The organism is Sphingobacterium thalpophilum (assembly GCF_901482695.1).
GTDB lineage: Bacteria > Bacteroidota > Bacteroidia > Sphingobacteriales > Sphingobacteriaceae > Sphingobacterium > Sphingobacterium thalpophilum.
Map to the genome: position 1 here is coordinate 3,874,305 of NZ_LR590484.1, position 15,942 is coordinate 3,890,246.

At 36.9% G+C, this 15,942-nt stretch carries 24 protein-coding genes; 11 read left to right on the top strand and 13 right to left on the bottom strand.

Annotated elements, in window-relative coordinates; translation table 11 throughout:
- The first annotated feature begins 20 nt into the window (after window positions 1-20).
- From FGL37_RS15930 to FGL37_RS15970, 9 genes are all read left to right on the top strand, one after another.
- Complete coding sequence (locus FGL37_RS15930) at window positions 21-620, top strand: class I SAM-dependent methyltransferase (protein WP_028069036.1); 600 nt, start codon at window positions 21-23, stop codon at window positions 618-620.
- A 176-nt stretch (window positions 621-796) separates the two neighbouring features.
- On the top strand, window positions 797-1,123 hold the full coding sequence (locus FGL37_RS15935; RefSeq protein ID WP_028069035.1) for a hypothetical protein: 327 nt from the start codon (window positions 797-799) through the stop codon (window positions 1,121-1,123).
- 91 nt (window positions 1,124-1,214) lie between these two features.
- A complete protein-coding gene (locus FGL37_RS15940; RefSeq protein ID WP_103292770.1) occupies window positions 1,215-1,751 on the top strand; it encodes a hypothetical protein in 537 nt (178 codons plus the stop codon).
- Window positions 1,730-2,497: a sensor histidine kinase gene (locus FGL37_RS15945; protein WP_028069033.1), complete on the top strand. Its 768-nt coding sequence runs from the start codon at window positions 1,730-1,732 to the stop codon at window positions 2,495-2,497. The genes FGL37_RS15940 and FGL37_RS15945 overlap by 22 nt, the downstream gene beginning before the upstream one ends.
- A complete protein-coding gene (locus FGL37_RS15950) occupies window positions 2,497-3,159 on the top strand; it encodes a response regulator transcription factor (RefSeq protein ID WP_028069032.1) in 663 nt (220 codons plus the stop codon). Before FGL37_RS15945 ends, FGL37_RS15950 begins: the two co-directional genes overlap by 1 nt.
- Window positions 3,160-3,269: 110 nt before the next feature.
- On the top strand, window positions 3,270-3,944 hold the full coding sequence (locus tag FGL37_RS15955; protein ID WP_037532502.1) for a hypothetical protein: 675 nt from the start codon (window positions 3,270-3,272) through the stop codon (window positions 3,942-3,944).
- Window positions 3,945-4,028: 84 nt separating this feature from the next.
- A complete protein-coding gene (locus FGL37_RS15960) occupies window positions 4,029-4,604 on the top strand; it encodes a hypothetical protein (protein WP_103292772.1) in 576 nt (191 codons plus the stop codon).
- A 186-nt stretch (window positions 4,605-4,790) separates the two neighbouring features.
- Window positions 4,791-5,396 carry a hypothetical protein gene (locus tag FGL37_RS15965; protein WP_123868140.1) on the top strand — a complete coding sequence of 202 codons (606 nt, stop codon included), beginning with the start codon at window positions 4,791-4,793 and terminating at the stop codon, window positions 5,394-5,396.
- Window positions 5,397-5,416: 20 nt separating this feature from the next.
- Complete coding sequence (locus tag FGL37_RS15970) at window positions 5,417-5,890, top strand: hypothetical protein (protein WP_150113821.1); 474 nt, start codon at window positions 5,417-5,419, stop codon at window positions 5,888-5,890.
- Window positions 5,891-6,122: 232 nt separating this feature from the next.
- Here FGL37_RS15970 and FGL37_RS15975 read toward each other — a convergent pair whose 3' ends face one another.
- From FGL37_RS15975 to FGL37_RS16010, 8 genes are all read right to left on the bottom strand, one after another.
- Window positions 6,123-6,566, bottom strand: a complete 444-nt coding sequence (locus FGL37_RS15975) for a response regulator (RefSeq protein ID WP_051606603.1) — start codon at window positions 6,564-6,566, stop codon at window positions 6,123-6,125.
- Window positions 6,563-6,820 carry a hypothetical protein gene (locus tag FGL37_RS15980; protein ID WP_103292773.1) on the bottom strand — a complete coding sequence of 86 codons (258 nt, stop codon included), beginning with the start codon at window positions 6,818-6,820 and terminating at the stop codon, window positions 6,563-6,565. Before FGL37_RS15980 ends, FGL37_RS15975 begins: the two co-directional genes overlap by 4 nt.
- A 267-nt stretch (window positions 6,821-7,087) precedes the next feature.
- The gene (locus FGL37_RS15985; protein ID WP_028069027.1) at window positions 7,088-7,387 is read right to left on the bottom strand and encodes a helix-turn-helix domain-containing protein; all 300 of its coding nucleotides are present in this window, start codon (window positions 7,385-7,387) and stop codon (window positions 7,088-7,090) included.
- Complete coding sequence (locus FGL37_RS15990) at window positions 7,368-7,679, bottom strand: helix-turn-helix domain-containing protein (protein WP_028069026.1); 312 nt, start codon at window positions 7,677-7,679, stop codon at window positions 7,368-7,370. The genes FGL37_RS15985 and FGL37_RS15990 overlap by 20 nt, the downstream gene beginning before the upstream one ends.
- Window positions 7,680-7,843: 164 nt before the next feature.
- Window positions 7,844-8,812 carry an arsenic resistance protein gene (locus FGL37_RS15995; RefSeq protein ID WP_028069025.1) on the bottom strand — a complete coding sequence of 323 codons (969 nt, stop codon included), beginning with the start codon at window positions 8,810-8,812 and terminating at the stop codon, window positions 7,844-7,846.
- Window positions 8,813-9,057: 245 nt separating this feature from the next.
- A complete protein-coding gene (locus FGL37_RS16000; protein WP_028069024.1) occupies window positions 9,058-9,600 on the bottom strand; it encodes a dihydrofolate reductase family protein in 543 nt (180 codons plus the stop codon).
- Between the two features lie 65 nt (window positions 9,601-9,665).
- Window positions 9,666-10,403: a helix-turn-helix transcriptional regulator gene (locus FGL37_RS16005; protein ID WP_028069023.1), complete on the bottom strand. Its 738-nt coding sequence runs from the start codon at window positions 10,401-10,403 to the stop codon at window positions 9,666-9,668.
- A gap of 38 nt (window positions 10,404-10,441) precedes the next feature.
- Window positions 10,442-10,720, bottom strand: a complete 279-nt coding sequence (locus tag FGL37_RS16010) for a hypothetical protein (protein WP_028069022.1) — start codon at window positions 10,718-10,720, stop codon at window positions 10,442-10,444.
- 739 nt (window positions 10,721-11,459) lie between these two features.
- Here FGL37_RS16010 and FGL37_RS16015 point away from each other — a divergent pair.
- The gene (locus FGL37_RS16015) at window positions 11,460-11,666 is read left to right on the top strand and encodes a helix-turn-helix transcriptional regulator (protein WP_028069020.1); all 207 of its coding nucleotides are present in this window, start codon (window positions 11,460-11,462) and stop codon (window positions 11,664-11,666) included.
- A 17-nt stretch (window positions 11,667-11,683) separates the two neighbouring features.
- The gene (locus tag FGL37_RS16020; protein ID WP_028069019.1) at window positions 11,684-12,175 is read left to right on the top strand and encodes a hypothetical protein; all 492 of its coding nucleotides are present in this window, start codon (window positions 11,684-11,686) and stop codon (window positions 12,173-12,175) included.
- A 127-nt stretch (window positions 12,176-12,302) separates the two neighbouring features.
- Here FGL37_RS16020 and FGL37_RS16025 read toward each other — a convergent pair whose 3' ends face one another.
- From FGL37_RS16025 to FGL37_RS16045, 5 genes are all read right to left on the bottom strand, one after another.
- The gene (locus FGL37_RS16025) at window positions 12,303-12,752 is read right to left on the bottom strand and encodes a DUF3872 domain-containing protein (RefSeq protein ID WP_028069018.1); all 450 of its coding nucleotides are present in this window, start codon (window positions 12,750-12,752) and stop codon (window positions 12,303-12,305) included.
- Between the two features lie 11 nt (window positions 12,753-12,763).
- Window positions 12,764-13,324 carry a conjugal transfer protein TraO gene (locus tag FGL37_RS16030; RefSeq protein WP_028069017.1) on the bottom strand — a complete coding sequence of 187 codons (561 nt, stop codon included), beginning with the start codon at window positions 13,322-13,324 and terminating at the stop codon, window positions 12,764-12,766.
- A gap of 20 nt (window positions 13,325-13,344) precedes the next feature.
- On the bottom strand, window positions 13,345-14,238 hold the full coding sequence (traN, locus tag FGL37_RS16035; protein ID WP_028069016.1) for a conjugative transposon protein TraN: 894 nt from the start codon (window positions 14,236-14,238) through the stop codon (window positions 13,345-13,347).
- 87 nt (window positions 14,239-14,325) lie between these two features.
- On the bottom strand, window positions 14,326-15,666 hold the full coding sequence (gene traM, locus FGL37_RS16040; RefSeq protein ID WP_028069015.1) for a conjugative transposon protein TraM: 1,341 nt from the start codon (window positions 15,664-15,666) through the stop codon (window positions 14,326-14,328).
- On the bottom strand, window positions 15,653-15,937 hold the full coding sequence (locus tag FGL37_RS16045; RefSeq protein WP_028069014.1) for a nitrogen regulatory IIA protein: 285 nt from the start codon (window positions 15,935-15,937) through the stop codon (window positions 15,653-15,655). The genes traM and FGL37_RS16045 overlap by 14 nt, the downstream gene beginning before the upstream one ends.
- Window positions 15,938-15,942: the final 5 nt, after the last annotated feature.

Genomic DNA, 15,942 nt, shown 5'->3' on the forward strand with positions numbered 1-15,942 from the left:
GATTTTTATAAGGCAACAATATGAAAGAATTTTGGGAAGAAAATTTCATCGAAAAACAGGCTATATGGGGCTTTCAGCCTGCTGACTCAGCTATACGCTCAAAAGACTTCTTTCTAGCAAATGGCTTGAGGAATATTCTTATTCCTGGCATTGGTTACGGAAGAAACGCACAGGTATTCGTAAGCAGCGGAATGGATGTAACAGGCATCGAAATCTCTAAAGCGGCCATTGAACTTGCGAGAAAACATTATGGGACGAAAATGACCATTCATCATGGCTCTGTAACAGATATGCCTTTTGATACCAACGAATATGACGGAATATTTTGCTATGCCTTAATTCATTTGCTTGATGGTAAGGAAAGATCAAAGCTTATTGCTGATTGCTATAAACAATTAGCTAAAAACGGCTATATGGTTTTTACAGCCATCACAAAGGAGGCAATAACTTACGGACAAGGAAAGGAAATTGGTAAAGATCGCTTCGAAATGTTTGGTGATCTTAAAATGTTTTTTTACGATCGAGAAACTGTAGAAGAAGAATTCGGGAATTTCGGTCTATTTGAAATAGCGGAAGTAAACGAAAAATACCCATTTTATATGATAAAATGCCGCAAGTAAAATGAGTTAACCGACTCCCATAAAAATATATAAGGACTGCAAATTATCAAATACAGCGACCTTCTACAGCTAAAAAAGCGAACATACAGGATTCTAAAAGCTTGGATAATATAGGTAATTTACCTATTGTTTTTTACTCTACTTAAAAAGAACTTTGTTATTTAAAATATAGGAAAATGACGATAAATGAAAATACAGGTAGGGTAATTTCTTTAGAAGAAGCAATGTCATACACGGCAACATTTCAAAAAAACAACCCAGATTCCATTAAAGCATTCTTTATTGGATCAGAAAAAGTTAACATGATCCTGCAACAAGAAAACTGTATTGGCATACGGGTATACAACGGGTACAATGAAACGTTAGACAAAAATAATCTTGTTTTAGTTGGTGTCGATAAAAAAGGGGAAGATATTTCGGAAGGAATTATTTTGGAAGATTTGTTTCCCTGTCCTCCCCATTGCTCAAAACTAAGCCCGTTAATTGATCCTGATTTTGTATGATGCTCTTACATACATAGCGCTATTATCTGGAGTATTGCCGTTATCAATACTTGTCATTAGATACAAGTCCGTTTTAGTAAAAGGGCATATTATGCCATTTATCTACCTCACAGCTACTGCAACGGCTTATGAGTTTTTCTGCTCACTTTTATTGAATGTAAATAGTTCGTATTGGTCACAAGCTTATTCTCTTTTCGAATTGTGTACAATTTATTATTTCTATAATAAGACATTCCAAAGAAAATATAAAAGCCTCTTCATTCTTTCTTTTGTCGTTTTGGTTGTTACTTACTGCGTCTCTGCCTTTTTTTGGACTTCGACCAATAGTCTGCTGGCAAAGGCTATCAATAAACTACCGATTACAGTATTCGTACTTGGCTTTTCATTTATGTGGGTGAAGGATCTTTTTGGGGAAATGGCTATTGATGCGCCTCAAAACTCCTCTACTTTTTATTTTATAACAGGGCTATCAATGTACTACTCAATAACATTTTTACTTTTCCTGTTTGGCTACTATATAGCAAATAGCAGTGATTACTTCTATGATTTTTGGGTGATCAATATTATAGCAACGATAATTTTAAGAATCTGTTTAACTGTTGGTGTATGGAAAATGAAACCGAATTGAAAATACTTTTTTATATAGGAACCGCAGTAATGGCACTATCTGTATTAGCTGTTATACTCCTTATCGTTGCATACAGAAGCAAGATCAATTATGTGAATCGTAGAGAATCCGAAAGCCTGTTGCGCAGCTCTCTGGAGTCGGAAAAAAGAGAACGAAAACGAATTGCTTCAGATCTGCACGACAGTATCAGTGGGGATCTAAGTGCGATCCAGAATTACATAACCATACTTCATAATAAGGAAAAGGACACTTTTAAAAAATCAATATTCCTGGAGATTGAGACAGCCTTAGGAAATGTATTAGAAAATGTTCAGGATATAAGCTATAACCTAATGCCTCCGATGTTGGAATCTTTAGGCCTTATTTCTACACTAAGAAGCTACTTTTCAAGAATAAGAAAATGGAATAATGTAACAATTTATGAAGAATGTGTTGTAGAAAATGTGTACGTCCCTTCTTCGAAAGCCTATGAACTATATCGTATAATTCAAGAACTCATTAATAATATGATCAGGCATGGGAAGTCCAGCAGAATTGATTTTACCGTCAATAGGACTGATAAATGGATCGTTTTTGAAATTTCCGATAATGGTACTGCTTTTGATTTTTATAAAAGTGTAAAAGAACCAAATGGAATGGGTCTTAAAAACATAACTTCAAGGATGAGGCATATCGGTGCAAATCTGACTCAGCTGGATACAGATACAGGCAACAAATTACAAATTCATATAGAAAACGAAAAATAATGCTACAAATTGCAATAGTGGATGATCATACACTTTTTAGGAAAAGTTTGGCTCTCTTAATTAATAGTTTTTCTGAAATGGTTGTGGTTATCGAAGCTTCGAACGGCGTAGAGCTACTCGATAAACTTAACAGTAAGCCTGTCGATATCATACTCCTGGATCTGCAAATGCCAGAAATGGATGGTTTTGAAACGTGTAGAAAAGTGAAGCAATTGTATCCCAGCATCAAAATTTTGGTACTTACTCTTATGAATGAGATCGATACTATTCGAAACGTTGTAAACATGGGAGTACAAGGATATTTTACAAAAAATACCCCGCCCAAAGAGCTGGAAGATGTTATTTGGAAATTGGAAGACAATGGATTCTATTTTGAAAAGAGCCTCACTTCGGTAATAAATGAAATACTTGCAAATCCCGATAGTAAGATCTATGAACAAAATGTTCAATTCACTGATCGTGAACTTGAAATTATCTTATTAACTGCTCAGGGAATGAAAGCTAAGGAAATTGCTGAAACTTTATTCATTAGTACTAAGACGGTAAACGCACACAAACAAAACATTCAGCATAAATACAATTTCGAAAATATCATGTCTGCCATATTATACTGCGTCCACCATAACATCATTGATTTAAAATCAATTGCCTCGAATAAATAGTTATTTTACCTATTGTACAGGATTTCAGGGTGCGCTAATTTTGAAATAGATCATTCGGTAGCTACAATGATGAATAATTATGATTATTTAATTTCTAAAATTTAAGTATTATGGCTACAACCTCAATTTTAAGCAATCCCTACAATCAAGTTGGGCAAATGCACAACGACGGAATGCAATTTGTTATCGGCAATATTAATCCGTCTTCCACCATAGAACAGATTGTTCAGTCTTGCGCATCGTATGTTCAAAAATTGTCAGACAATTCCAGTTCTGAGGCATACGTAAATTGGAACGCATTCATCTCGGAATCAATTAACAGAACTGAAAAATTGCAGTTGTCCGGTATGATCGACTGGTTACAGCAAAAAGATTTAATTACAAAAGAAGGGATAGATTTTATAAACTCCATTAATGATTTATCAGACGATCTATCGTTAAGCGAAGTAGTAAGTAAGATCGACAGCATTGAAAATGATATTCTATCGAGTAAGATGAGTGTCGAACAACAATCCTATCCTCTTCTTTATGCAGCTGTTGCAAAATACAGTGCCCAATATGGTGAACTACAGGAAACGAGTTCTAACTCAAAATGGAAAGAGATCAAAACTGCAAGAAAGTTTAGCTGGCCCTGGAAAAAAGATGCTGAAGGAGCAATAAGCGGAGCAATTGGTGGTGCTATCGGCGGAATAGGTGGCGGCTTGGCTGGTGTAGGCATAGGGGCATTACTGGGAGCTATCGGTGGTGGGCTCGGATCTTCAATAGCAGCGATTTTTATCAAATAATAACTGTTGAATTTAAATCTTAAAAAGCTAACTTAAGTAAGGCAGTTGTTAAAAATTGCCTTACTGTTCAAATATATTGAAAATATGTTATCGAGAATTTTGTTTGTGCTTCTGTTAAACCCTTTGCTATTATTCTCTCAAACAAAGGCTGGTGGAAATTGCATTGAGAGTATCAAGCTTTACACAAGCTTTAAGAACTATGAAAATAACCAAGCTAACGATAGCATCTGTCTTTCGGGTAAATCTAAAAAGTTCAGCATTTTCTATAATAAATTGGTATTGAAAGATGGACAAAATAAACGTAAATATGCACATGGAAGTTTATGGGGATATCAAAAAGGCAATGATTTATTTCGTTATTTCGACAAAACTACCACTTTTGGTACGTACGGGTATCACAAAATTATAGATACAGCAGGGCTCATCATATATTCCAAAAAGGAATCAGGTGGTTACCGGATGTCTTCAACGTATAAACTGTATTTCTACAGTAAGGATTTGAATTCGCCTTTAAAAAAGTTAACGATAAAGAATTTGGAAGCCGACTTTCCTAATCCTGAGTTTATTGCCGAATTGAAAAAATTGAAAAAGCTTTCGGTTACACAGGCCGACTCTAACCTGAAGATTAACGATATCTACAACAAATTTTACAAACATTAATTTCATGCATCTTGCTTGAGCTTAGTATAACTAGGTGACTCCCTTAATATTATTAGAACTTGCTAGGAGCTGTTGGTAAAGCATTGGTCAGTTAAATAGCAGCGGTATTTTCCAGAGAAAAAAGTGTTAATTATTTGCACATGTCAATTCGATTAATTGACTTATGCTTTTATAAATAAATATTTTATGTCATTATTATTTAGATTTTTATTAGTACTGAGTCCTGCATTTATTTTTGCTCAAGGACATGTAAAAGAAATTGATTGTGTAAATAATATTAAGCTTTACAAATCGTATGAAGACTATTCAAAAGGAAAAGTTCTTGATAGTGCGTGTCTATCAAAACAAGGAAATGAACTTGAAAAATATTGGGGGAGAATAGTACTCAAAAAAGAAAAAGAAAAGAAAAAATATAGCCATGGCAGTTTATGGGGATATCAAATAGGAGAGACTTTATATAGATATTCTGACGACGGCAAAACTTTTAAAATTGTATATGGTTACTCCGAATTAGTTGATTCAGATGGATTGTTCATTTATATCTTTCGGGAAGGTTATAACTATGGCATTAGGGGAACATACAAAATTCACTACCAATATAGTAAAGACTTAGAATCTCCAATAAAAGAGCTAACCATTAGTAATCTTGCAAAGGATATACAGAATGCAGATTTTATTGCTGATGTTAAAGCAACTGTTGAGGATTTATCAAAAAACAAAAGTAGCTCGATAAAACAAACTGCAATTAGTGAATTCAACACAAAATACAGAACGCACTTTCCAAAAAAATGAATTTCACATATCAAAAAAAGATGGTTAAATATATTTTGGCACTTATAATCTTGTTTATTTCTCCAATGTTTTTGCAAGCTCAAATACCAGGAGTTTATAAGTACCATATACCGCATAAAAATAAATCTCTTACAAATAATCTATACAGACAAGGTGTTTTACCAAAAGATGCCTTTCCTAATAAGATTATAGAATGGGAAAAAAAACAATTTCTCTTAGTTCAAAAATCTAAAAAAAGTGTTATAAGGGCTTTTAAAATACTGGAAGAAAGGGAAGAATTTTACATTTTATGTAGTGAGGATGTTGATATTTGTTACTGCAAATCAAGTAGTTTTATTTATTACAAACCTAGCTATAAGCTTCAAAGAATTCAAAAGGCTTTTAGCTTTTCACTGAAGCGAAACTTAATTGCAAGACTTCATCAATTCAATATTCCTGTTCCATCAAATTACGAGGATTTGAAATTTTGTGAGCTTTTGAAACAATTAAAGTAGACAAAAAGGTGTCACATTTCTGTCGTTATGCGAGTAGTAAGAAAGATCGAAAACATCTAAAATGATATTCCATCGGTGCAATTAGAGGTTCCTTTGGTGGTATTGATGGATGTAATTGGATAAGGCTTCAAAAACTAGTGTACCTGATGATACAACGAGTGGCTGCCTTAAGAGCTAATAATATTTACAATAAATATATCGGAAATACCTAAATCACTACTGCCTGATCACTTCAATGAACATCCCTAAAATACTGCTCTGCCATTTCCTTTACTCCCGGACTAAAGTATCTACCACCACTATAAAGTACTTGAAGAGCTGCTCTCAATTCATCAGGATCTGCACCTTTTAAAATATATCCATCAATACCTGATTGCAACATCCTTGAAACATCACTCTCATCATCATTAATACTAAAACCTAATATTTTTATCATTGGATACTTTTCCTTGATAAACTTAGCGGTTTCGATACCATTCATCACCGGCATATTCACATCAAGGATACATACATCCGGCATTATATCACATTTTTCCATTTTTGCTAAAGCTACTTTTCCATTTTCGGCTTCAAATATGGTCTGGAAACCAAAGCTTTCAAGACACTTACAAAGTTCACCCCTAAGCAGATCATGATCGTCGATTAGAGCGACCCTGATGATTTGTACTATACTCATTTTGTCTTCCTTTTGGATTTTAAAGATACATGTGGTTCAGGTTGTTGTTTGCTGGTAATCCCGTCATCAACTGCGATATCTCTTACACCGTTAGCTATTAACCAATCACCAAAATTGGTAATATCAGGAGGCTTAAAGCGGATAATGTCGCCATTTTGGAGAGAAATGATAAAAATATCGATGCAGAGGCTAAATGCTGATAACTGTGGGGCAGCATAATTAAAATCGGGGTAAAAAATATCCTTTTTGTCCATAATCTCAATGTTTTGTGTGTAGAGCATGGCACAAAAAGAGGCGCAGGCAACCACACTTAACGCACATTGAGGTACTGGTATACCCGACAACGAATAAGCGAGCGCCCACGCCTATAGCATGAGCGTTCTTCCTTATCGTCCCGTTGTCTAAAAATTACCAGTTTTCAATGTGGGACTTAAAGCAAAAACACTTTAAGATTTTTCTAAATGTTGCCGCAAAGATACAAAAATCGTTCCTAAATGGAAGGTTATTTGGGACAATAATGGTTATTGTCGATCGGTTTTAGTGGAAATATAATTTTGCTCCAGTATGTGTAGAATATCGGTTTCCTTATAGATAATCTTGCCTCCAATCTGTATAAATGGTAGGATATTATCATCACGATACTGCTGTAACGTACGTTTGCTAATATGTAACAGCTTGCACATGTCTTCGCCCGAAAGGTATATTTCCCCGTTCATTACCGGACGGTAATTTTTCAATATACTTTCGATATGGTTTTTTAGCTGTATTATCATTTCCTGATAGGCAACGATTTCTTCTTTGTCATTCGTCAATAAATCCATTATCGGCGGTATTGTACGGCTGCCCGGCTTCAAGCAAAGCCTGCACATCCGAGCGTTTATAATAATTCTTACGGTTCAGTCTGGAATAAGGCAATAAGCCCTTGTTTTTATACGTCTGCAAAGTCCGTTTGGTAATGTTCATCATCAGGCATACTTCCTGGTGATCGAGCCATTGTTCTTCTGCGAAAATTGGTGTGTATCTTTTCGTGGCATTTTTGGTCAGTTCCAAAAGTGCCTTCAGCTCATTTTTCATTCCCTCCAGTGTGGATTTTTGTATTGCGATAACTTCCATAGTTTGCTCATTTTTGCTGTGGAAGTCGAATTTATAAAGGCTTAGTGCTGCATTGGGGAATGTTGCAGGGTTTGGCGTTGAGAGGCAGTGTTTGGCGTTTGATAATCAGATTAGGTTCCACCGAGGGCCCACTTACGGAATTGTTATTTAGTACGTTTTAAAAGCTAATTGTCTTTTGCTTTTGTTAAGAGAGGAATTGCTTTTATATAAAGCAGTTCAAAGAAAATTTCAACAATTGTCTGCGTTACAATAACCACGGCAACCAATTGATTTTCGGGAGCAGGTAAAGCTAGTGCCAACGGCAATACTACCAATGAATTTCGTGTACTTGTTGAAAATGAAATAGCTCTAGATCCATAAAAATTAACCCTGAATATTTTGGCTGATAATTTCCCGATAAATGGGGCAATTATCGCAAATGCTACATAAATCGGAACAACTTTTAAAATTGGTTCGGGGTTGTTATACAATACGCCGATTTGAGAAGCAATAACCACAAAAAAGGTCAAAGCCATCAAAGGAACAGGCAACCAGCCTGAAAAATCCAAAATTGCTTTTCCGGATTTGCTGTTTGACTTCGATAATACTTGTGTTATGATAGAAAGCAGAAATGGAATGACAATTAAGTGAAGAAATGCTTTTACAAACGGGGTTATTTCAATGATCCCTATTGTCTCTTTACCAAGAAATATCCATAAGTAAAGAGGTAATAATAACATTTGAAGAATAAACAGCAACGGAGTGGAAGCCAAAACAGCTTTAGAATTTCCTTTTCCCAAATGCGAAAAGACAATGACATAATCGATGCAGGGAGTTAGCAGCACTAAGAGTATTCCAAGCGTTATTATTGACGTTGTTGGAAAAATCCTTATTAAAATCCAAACCAATAAAGGGATCAGCAAGAAGTTTCCAAACAATATAGCCTTAAAAAAAGAACGGTCTTTTAGCGCTTGCTTCAACTGTAAAAACGGAATTTGGCAAAACATACTGTATAGCAAAATCCCAATTACTGGTTCAATGGCTTTTTCAAGTATGTTAGTCTCCTTCCAATATAGCCCGACAAAAACACTAATTATTAGCGTGATAAAATATATGCCGATTTGTTTTTCTTCAAGCGTTTCTCTTTTAATCATTTAAAGTCCAAGTTCTGAAATAAAAAAGTATTTTGCCCCGTTGCGCTTAACAATTCTAGCCAGGGTTCAACTGGAACGCCACTAACAGAGATTGACAAAGTTAAAAAAATCGAAACACTCCTTTCTATTTTAATGAACCTGTAAACTCGAACAATAGTTGAACTGTTGGTACTATTGAGACGAAAAAGCCCCAAAAATCAGGGCTGTGTTTATTATTTCAAAAATGACTATTAATGGCTCCTTGTTTATTCAGGTTCGTAAGTAAGTTCAACAACTCCCGATTTAAAAATGTTGGTATTGATTAGTTTCAATCCGATGCGGCCTTTCAAATCTTCAAACAATGGTTTCCCACTTCCCAAAACAACCGGATGTACCGATATTTTGTAGATATCAATAAGTCCCAGATTAATAAACGTCTTTATGAGATTTGCTCCTCCGTAAAGCCAAATATCTTTACCGCCCTGCTGTTTAAGCTCAGCTACTTTATCTGCTATGCCTGAAGTGACGAAAGTAGCATTCTGATCTCTTCTATCGTGGTGCGAGAAAACAAATTTATTTTTTGAATGTATTCCATTCCACATTGTTTTTTCCGCTGGACTTATACTTTCATCAGGCTGATAATTGCCCCAGGCATCATAACTAACCCTGCCATAAAACATCGTGTCTATGCTTTCTATAAAGGCATTAAAATTCATGTCATCATCCATAATGCACCAATCAATTTCGCCGTTTGCTCCTTCTATAAACCCATCTAAGCTAACTGCTAAATTTAAGATCACTTTTTTCATATCAAACTATTTTTAGCAAAATTAGAAATTGGTCTATACTCATACTTTGGAAAAATGCGACAAAATTAAAGTTGGGAAGGGAAAACACCGGTGTTTCTTTTTATTTCATTGGCAAGGTGCGAATGGTCATAAAAGCCACACTCAAAGGCAATATCCAATAAACTTTGCTCATTGGAAGAACTTTTAATCAGGGCAAAGGCATTTTGAAAACGTACGATATTTGAATACGCTTTCGGGGTAATTCCAATATATGTTTTAAAATTCCGTTCTAACCATCTTACCGTTACGAAGTTTCTTTTAGCAAGATGGTCTATACTCAATTGACCGTTTGATCTATGAATATCCGCAATCACCGACTGAAGTAAGCCATTATGGGTGGTTTGTAGCCTGTTGACAAAAAAACTGTTAAGATAATCGGCTGGATTTCTAATAAGTTTTTCAATGCTAAATGAATTTGACTTTTCAAACTGAACCGTCTTGCCAGTCAGTTCGTTTAGTGCCGCAAAGCTGTAGAAATTTGAGAAAGACGCAGGTTTAAGGCATACCCCAAACAAATGGGTACCTTCTTCAATAAAACTGTCTTTGAAGGAAGTCATCGTTCCCACAGCATACGTTTTACCGAAATCCATACGAAGCACCCCGTTGTCGGTGATACATTCATTTCCTAAATTGATGACCAACCCCGGACATCCGTCGGGGAAATTCCGTTCCCATTGGCTATCGGTTTCGTCGCCCTTTAATTCCCAAAAAGAATGGATATACGGTTCTAATGCTATGGTAGGTTTTAATTCTCTATATTTCATTATCCTGTGGTTGGTAGTTTTTAAAGCTACTGGATTGCTTATCGTAATTGTTCCGTTTTCACTTGCGGCTGCTGTTTTTCCTTATCTTTTTTCTCACGAGAATAAACCCATAACGACAATAATCCAAAGACAATCAAAGCATAAGCTACCCATTTACCAACCCGTTCAATCAATTTAATGAAAACCGAACTTTCGTAAGAGGAAAAGCCTTCTGCGCCCATCGGCCCACGCCTGTAAAATTTTCTCCGGTTAATCCAATAGCGAAGTCCCAAGCCTGCAACCAAAAATATGATACCAATAACCAATGATGCGACCATAACAAAAACACTTTAAATCTATCTTTTAAATTTACAAAAATTATAGCTTCGAGGTGCCTTAAAAAAGAAATCCTGCTTTTGGGCAGGACTTCTTCTATTCACTAATCATTACTATTAAACTGAAAATTCATATGTTTTTCATTCCCAAAGCTGTCTGAAATCTAAATCTCAATGTTTGTCACAGCAGTCGTTTAAGTGTGCTAGAGATGGCTAATCCTTTTGTAATAGGTACAAATCGTACGATTGGTTACATATCGATTTACCTATAACTGAAAATAGGAAAATTAAAAAAAAATGTCGTATATAGTTTACATTTAGTAACGATTTATTATCTTTATGATAATTTTATAAGACCTAGTATGAAAAATGGAATGCATATTAAAAGTATATTTTGGGCCTTGATTTTTTCTGTTAGCTTCGCAGTTGGTGTGTATTGCCTGTCCAAATATTCGTTACCAATACCGCTAGCACTGCTAATTATTGTGTTTAATTCGCTTTTGTTCGGGGTATATACCTTCAAAAGTATACGAAGCATAAGCTCTTTGGATGAAGTACAAATCAGAATTCAATTGGAAGCCGTATCTGTTGCATTTTTTATGTCGTTGCTTTTGGTAATGATTTTAGGAATGGTAGGATTAGTTAAAAACTTGGGATTAGATAACATAAGTTACTTGTACATATTTCCTTTGTTCTTCTTTTTCTATTTCATTGGCTTTTTCATTTCAAAACGCAAATACAGATGAAAAATACGATAAAAGTTGAGCGAGCAAAGAAAAATTGGACACAAGCAGATTTAGCAGAAAAAATTGGCATATCAAGACAAGCGATGAACTCGATTGAAACCAGCAAGTTCGTTCCCTCCACTCTTTTAGCTTTAAAATTGGCCCATGCATTTGGGACACCGGTAGAAGAAATTTTTCAATTAGAAGATACCGATTTCAAATAACTCAACATAATATAGCTATGAATGCACATTCAACTGACAAAAAAACCTTTCAACTGACTGAAAACGGTCAGCGTTTAGGAGAAATAAGTTACGAAAATCTATTCTTTCTTAAAGCAGAAATCAATCTTGTAAATACCGAAAAATATAAAGTAGCACCTGTTGGATTTTTTGGAACAAGTATTTCTGTAACCCAAAACGAAACACCGATTGCAAGTTTGTCATTAAGCTGGAATGGGAAGATTATCATTACATTTCAAGACGGACAAGAATTTGTCTTAAAACTGAACGATATTTTTTCCGACAAATACACCATTGAAAACAAAGACAAAGAAAAGCTCATTGAAATTAAGTCAAAATTCAATTGGAGAGCGTTTCAATACACTCATGACATCTCGTATAACGTTGAATATCAAAATAAACCAGAGGAAATGCTACTCGTAATGCTTGGCATATATTCTGTAAACTATTTTATAGCGACTATGTCAGGAGCAAACGCTGGCATAATGTAAGTAATAACAAACGGCTAACACAGTATTGTTTAGAGGGCGCGTTGCAAAATTGAAAGTTTTTCCCGCCGAAAACTAAAAAGCAAAAACCGACTTTAAAAGCCGGTTTTCATCTTCATTTGTTTGGTTGTCAATCACTACTATTAAACTGAAAATTTATCTGTTTTTCATTCCCAAAACTGTCTGAAATCCAAACATCAAAGGACTGTGATACGGCACATGTTGAAGTGTAATATAACCGAAACTGCTCCTTTGGTAATTGGTAAAGGTCATTGGGCAGATAAGGCGGTTCATCGTAGTATTGTAACATTCCCTGACCATCAAACTGGAAATAACGTAGGTAATATTGCGTGTTGCTATAATTGCCAGTACGTTTTATGGTCATACGTATTTCTACCGTCTGTCCATTGGGAACGTCTTTTGGCACAGGCATCACATTTACCTCAAAAGGGAAATCGTTCTGTATTTCGAGTTCGTCATCTTTGCTGCAAGATACCAATGTTACCGAGGCTGTGAGGATTGCCAACAGTATATATAATGGCATTAGCCCTGTTCTGAATTTATTGAATATTGCTATCATTGTTTCACGTTTTAAAAGTTAAACCTTAATCCCACACCTGCAGAGGGGCGAAACTGCTGTAAATCCGTACCCCATAAGACTTTTGTGCGTCCTTGCAGGACTAATACAAAACGGTCTGACAGGTACGTTTCAAAGGTGAGACGACCACCTGCACCATAAATGAAATTGTCCTCGCTCAATATTTTCGCACCATCATACAACATTGCTTTTCCCCGGTTAATGGTTTCGTAACCGACCACGCCCGTTATCCCTAAATTCAGCGTGATGTTCTTTCGGGCATCGCCCAACAAAAAGAAACTATAGCCGCCTTCAGCGGAGTACGTTTCTTGTGGTATACGCACATCTTTATAATTGTGGTATTGATGGGAATATTCAAACGCCCAGAGCTGGTAGTTACCGTTCTTTCCGTTTACGGTCATTGCAGCACTGATGTAATAATCATTGCCGATTTTATCATTGGATAATACGCCTGCACTTATTTCCAATCCTTTCTGCTTTGGCAGCATCCTTTGCGCCTGTGCAGCCGTGATGCCTATCATAACAAGCAGCACACTATAGATATACTTTTTCATATTCTTGTTTTAAAGGGTTATTAAAATTTCAGGTACATGTCGTTTATCAAACGGGCTTTGATCAGATCCGAATTTTCGACCTGCAATGTTTGATGCCTGCCGCCGTTTTTCTCGAAAATCTCAATCAGCAGCGCCTTGTCATCGGCAATGGTAAACTGGTCTAACAGGAACACGTTTTGCTCGGTCGATTTTCCGGCAATGCCATTCAATGGCGTGTAAGTTCTCAAAGGAGTTAGTGGGCGTTCCTGAACTACGGTGCGTTTAGCTACCTTTTTATCCACCACTTTGAAATTGATAAAATCAATCTCGTAAGGCACATTGGTACGGTTTCTCAATTCCGTGTGGAAATAGTATTTGCCGTTGTGGATGTAAATGCCTTTGAGAATAAACAGAATGCCGAAACTCTTAGCCCCGATATGCTTTACAATGCGCTTGTCTTTCTTGTAAATGGTTTCCAGTAGTAATCCGGCCAATGAGGGGGAATTGTTACCCAGTTCCTCAAAAAGCACATCATTACCGTTAGCTTTATCCACTGCCTTTTGCATCGTGAGCAGGTCATAGCTCATTGCCTCCGGGTAGGAACTGTAATGCACATTGAAGCTATAAAAACGTCCGTCATTGGTAATCACAGAAAAATTGGTTTCCGGCTCAAAATCCCTTACCGATGCTTTTACACGCAAAACATTTTCGGCATCTTCTGCTTTACCTGCAATCAGGTATTCGCTGCCTAAATCCACATAACGGATAGCGGTCGGAAAAATCAGGTGAGAAGTTTTGTCGTAAGTGACTTCCAAACGGTAGGGTTCTATCTTACCTAATGCAAGTGGCGTTCTGGTACTATCCTGAGCATAAGACTGTACGGCAAAGCCGAGTATAAGGGCAAAAGCCCAAAAGGTTTTTAAATGATTTTTCATTGTCGTTAATATTTAATTTTTAATGGTAATGAAGCATATTCCGTTGTGCGGAGCAGGTTTCAATTTCTTATTTAGTTGAGTTGAACATTATTTTTTTGATACAAGGAAGACTTGATGACCAGCTTTGAGTGTAACTTTCGGTGTTCTTACTTTTTTGGAGAAGTAGCCAGAAATTCCCTGTATTACGCCACGGCTCATGTCAGCAGCGATCTGTTGCCCTGCCGAGCGGCTTAACATGAGGCTAGTCCCCGAAGTTTGGCTCATATTGCCCGCCATTTCTGTCAGCGCGTTCATTTCCGGCGAGTACGGAACGTATAAGCCCTGTTGTCCATCTATGTCGTAAATCGTAATATCTACCGGAATGATATTACCTTCCAGTTCTACAGACATTACTTTTAACTGTAAACGCCCGCCCTGAAATTTGGCATTTGCGGTCACAATTGTTCCTTTAGGGATGGTACGTTGTGGCGTTTGGGCTGGCTCCAATAAACGCAAACGCACTCCAGTTTCGCCTATAACCGTTTGCGCTTCGTGTACGGAGGCTCTAATACTATTTTTGGGCTGTACTACCTGTCCGGTAGCACCTGCGCTGTAGAAACCCCGATTTTTGGATTGGCTCCAGTCTTCTAAGAAAGCACTGTCCGTCGGTTCTCGATAAAGGGCTGAAACAGTATTTTTCCGTGCCGGTGTAAACGCTACAAAATGCTCTTTTTGGTTTATACCCGCAGCAGCGGGAGTTGTACCGCCAGTGGGGGCAGCGCTCCCGGTATTGGCATTTTGTGGCAAATACTTTGCGGCCATTTCGTAGGACTTCTCCATTAATTTTAATTGATCATCTACTGTTGCTACAGGCGGCACATCTCTTTCTGATAATTTTTCTTTCAGTTCATCTACTTGTCTTCGGAGTTGCATTGTTTCCGAATTATCGTCCTGATAGAATGAACCCAATGTACTTTGCATATTGCGGTAGCTGTTCAATGTGGGATTTCCGTTTCTTCCAGGTTTTCTGCTATTACTGCCAAAGCCAGAATTCTCCTCCTCATTAGTAAATAGCTCCTCTGTAGGCTCTTCTTTTTCTTCCGAATTCCAGTAGTCTGATAGCGTTGCCAGAGCATTACGTTTTTCCTGGTCTTTACGTTCCAACATTTCCTGTTCATAAGCCTTGCCTTTATCGTCAGGCATTCCTGCTCCCGTTGCCTGTGGAACGGCATCGTTCAGTCCGATATTCTCAGTGGTCTTATTATCTTCGGAGGGCTTAAATATGAGGTACATACAACCCACGAAGACAATCGCCATTAAGCCAAAGATTAAAGGCTTTTTCAGCTTTTCCTTGTTATTCTGTGCGCCATTTTGTAGCACATCAGCAGTTGCAGCCGGATTTCCCTCGGTTACCCGAACAACCGATTTTTTGTTCTCATTTTCTTTCATAAATCCTATTTTTTAAAATTGTTGATACACTATCCTGCAACCTTGCAGGATTTTTACTTTTTAGGACAGGGTTTTCGATATGCTCTATGACCATATCGTTGCCAGACTTTGAGGTATCGTACATCACTTTGCCGATGACCGCTACGGTAAGCAGCAGATAACCCACAAAGAAGTACAGCGTATATTGGTGCTGTTTGCGTACTGGCAATGCCCGCCAACGGTCATCCAACTTGTCAAAGTACCTGTCCATATTTGCTCTTAATTTTTTCATAGCTT

What these genes read in the sequence shown, in the direction of transcription:
- FGL37_RS16025 (WP_028069018.1), bottom strand. Translation starts at nt 12,752, where the DNA reads ATGATAGCAATATTCAATAAATTCAGAACAGGGCTAATGCCATTATAT.
- FGL37_RS15985 (WP_028069027.1), bottom strand. Translation starts at nt 7,387, where the DNA reads ATGGATTTATTGACGAATGACAAAGAAGAAATCGTTGCCTATCAGGAA.
- FGL37_RS15935 (WP_028069035.1), top strand. Translation starts at nt 797, where the DNA reads ATGACGATAAATGAAAATACAGGTAGGGTAATTTCTTTAGAAGAAGCA.
- FGL37_RS15945 (WP_028069033.1), top strand. Translation starts at nt 1,730, where the DNA reads ATGGAAAATGAAACCGAATTGAAAATACTTTTTTATATAGGAACCGCA.
- FGL37_RS15975 (WP_051606603.1), bottom strand. Translation starts at nt 6,566, where the DNA reads ATGAGTATAGTACAAATCATCAGGGTCGCTCTAATCGACGATCATGAT.
- FGL37_RS16015 (WP_028069020.1), top strand. Translation starts at nt 11,460, where the DNA reads ATGAAAAATACGATAAAAGTTGAGCGAGCAAAGAAAAATTGGACACAA.
- traM (WP_028069015.1), bottom strand. Translation starts at nt 15,666, where the DNA reads ATGAAAGAAAATGAGAACAAAAAATCGGTTGTTCGGGTAACCGAGGGA.
- FGL37_RS15940 (WP_103292770.1), top strand. Translation starts at nt 1,215, where the DNA reads ATGCCATTTATCTACCTCACAGCTACTGCAACGGCTTATGAGTTTTTC.
- FGL37_RS16045 (WP_028069014.1), bottom strand. Translation starts at nt 15,937, where the DNA reads ATGAAAAAATTAAGAGCAAATATGGACAGGTACTTTGACAAGTTGGAT.
- FGL37_RS15965 (WP_123868140.1), top strand. Translation starts at nt 4,791, where the DNA reads ATGTCATTATTATTTAGATTTTTATTAGTACTGAGTCCTGCATTTATT.
- FGL37_RS15955 (WP_037532502.1), top strand. Translation starts at nt 3,270, where the DNA reads ATGGCTACAACCTCAATTTTAAGCAATCCCTACAATCAAGTTGGGCAA.
- FGL37_RS15980 (WP_103292773.1), bottom strand. Translation starts at nt 6,820, where the DNA reads ATGGACAAAAAGGATATTTTTTACCCCGATTTTAATTATGCTGCCCCA.
- traN (WP_028069016.1), bottom strand. Translation starts at nt 14,238, where the DNA reads ATGAAAAATCATTTAAAAACCTTTTGGGCTTTTGCCCTTATACTCGGC.
- FGL37_RS16020 (WP_028069019.1), top strand. Translation starts at nt 11,684, where the DNA reads ATGAATGCACATTCAACTGACAAAAAAACCTTTCAACTGACTGAAAAC.
- FGL37_RS16000 (WP_028069024.1), bottom strand. Translation starts at nt 9,600, where the DNA reads ATGAAAAAAGTGATCTTAAATTTAGCAGTTAGCTTAGATGGGTTTATA.
- FGL37_RS15960 (WP_103292772.1), top strand. Translation starts at nt 4,029, where the DNA reads ATGTTATCGAGAATTTTGTTTGTGCTTCTGTTAAACCCTTTGCTATTA.
- FGL37_RS15970 (WP_150113821.1), top strand. Translation starts at nt 5,417, where the DNA reads ATGGTTAAATATATTTTGGCACTTATAATCTTGTTTATTTCTCCAATG.
- FGL37_RS15990 (WP_028069026.1), bottom strand. Translation starts at nt 7,679, where the DNA reads ATGGAAGTTATCGCAATACAAAAATCCACACTGGAGGGAATGAAAAAT.
- FGL37_RS15950 (WP_028069032.1), top strand. Translation starts at nt 2,497, where the DNA reads ATGCTACAAATTGCAATAGTGGATGATCATACACTTTTTAGGAAAAGT.
- FGL37_RS16030 (WP_028069017.1), bottom strand. Translation starts at nt 13,324, where the DNA reads ATGAAAAAGTATATCTATAGTGTGCTGCTTGTTATGATAGGCATCACG.
- FGL37_RS15995 (WP_028069025.1), bottom strand. Translation starts at nt 8,812, where the DNA reads ATGATTAAAAGAGAAACGCTTGAAGAAAAACAAATCGGCATATATTTT.
- FGL37_RS16005 (WP_028069023.1), bottom strand. Translation starts at nt 10,403, where the DNA reads ATGAAATATAGAGAATTAAAACCTACCATAGCATTAGAACCGTATATC.
- FGL37_RS15930 (WP_028069036.1), top strand. Translation starts at nt 21, where the DNA reads ATGAAAGAATTTTGGGAAGAAAATTTCATCGAAAAACAGGCTATATGG.
- FGL37_RS16010 (WP_028069022.1), bottom strand. Translation starts at nt 10,720, where the DNA reads ATGGTCGCATCATTGGTTATTGGTATCATATTTTTGGTTGCAGGCTTG.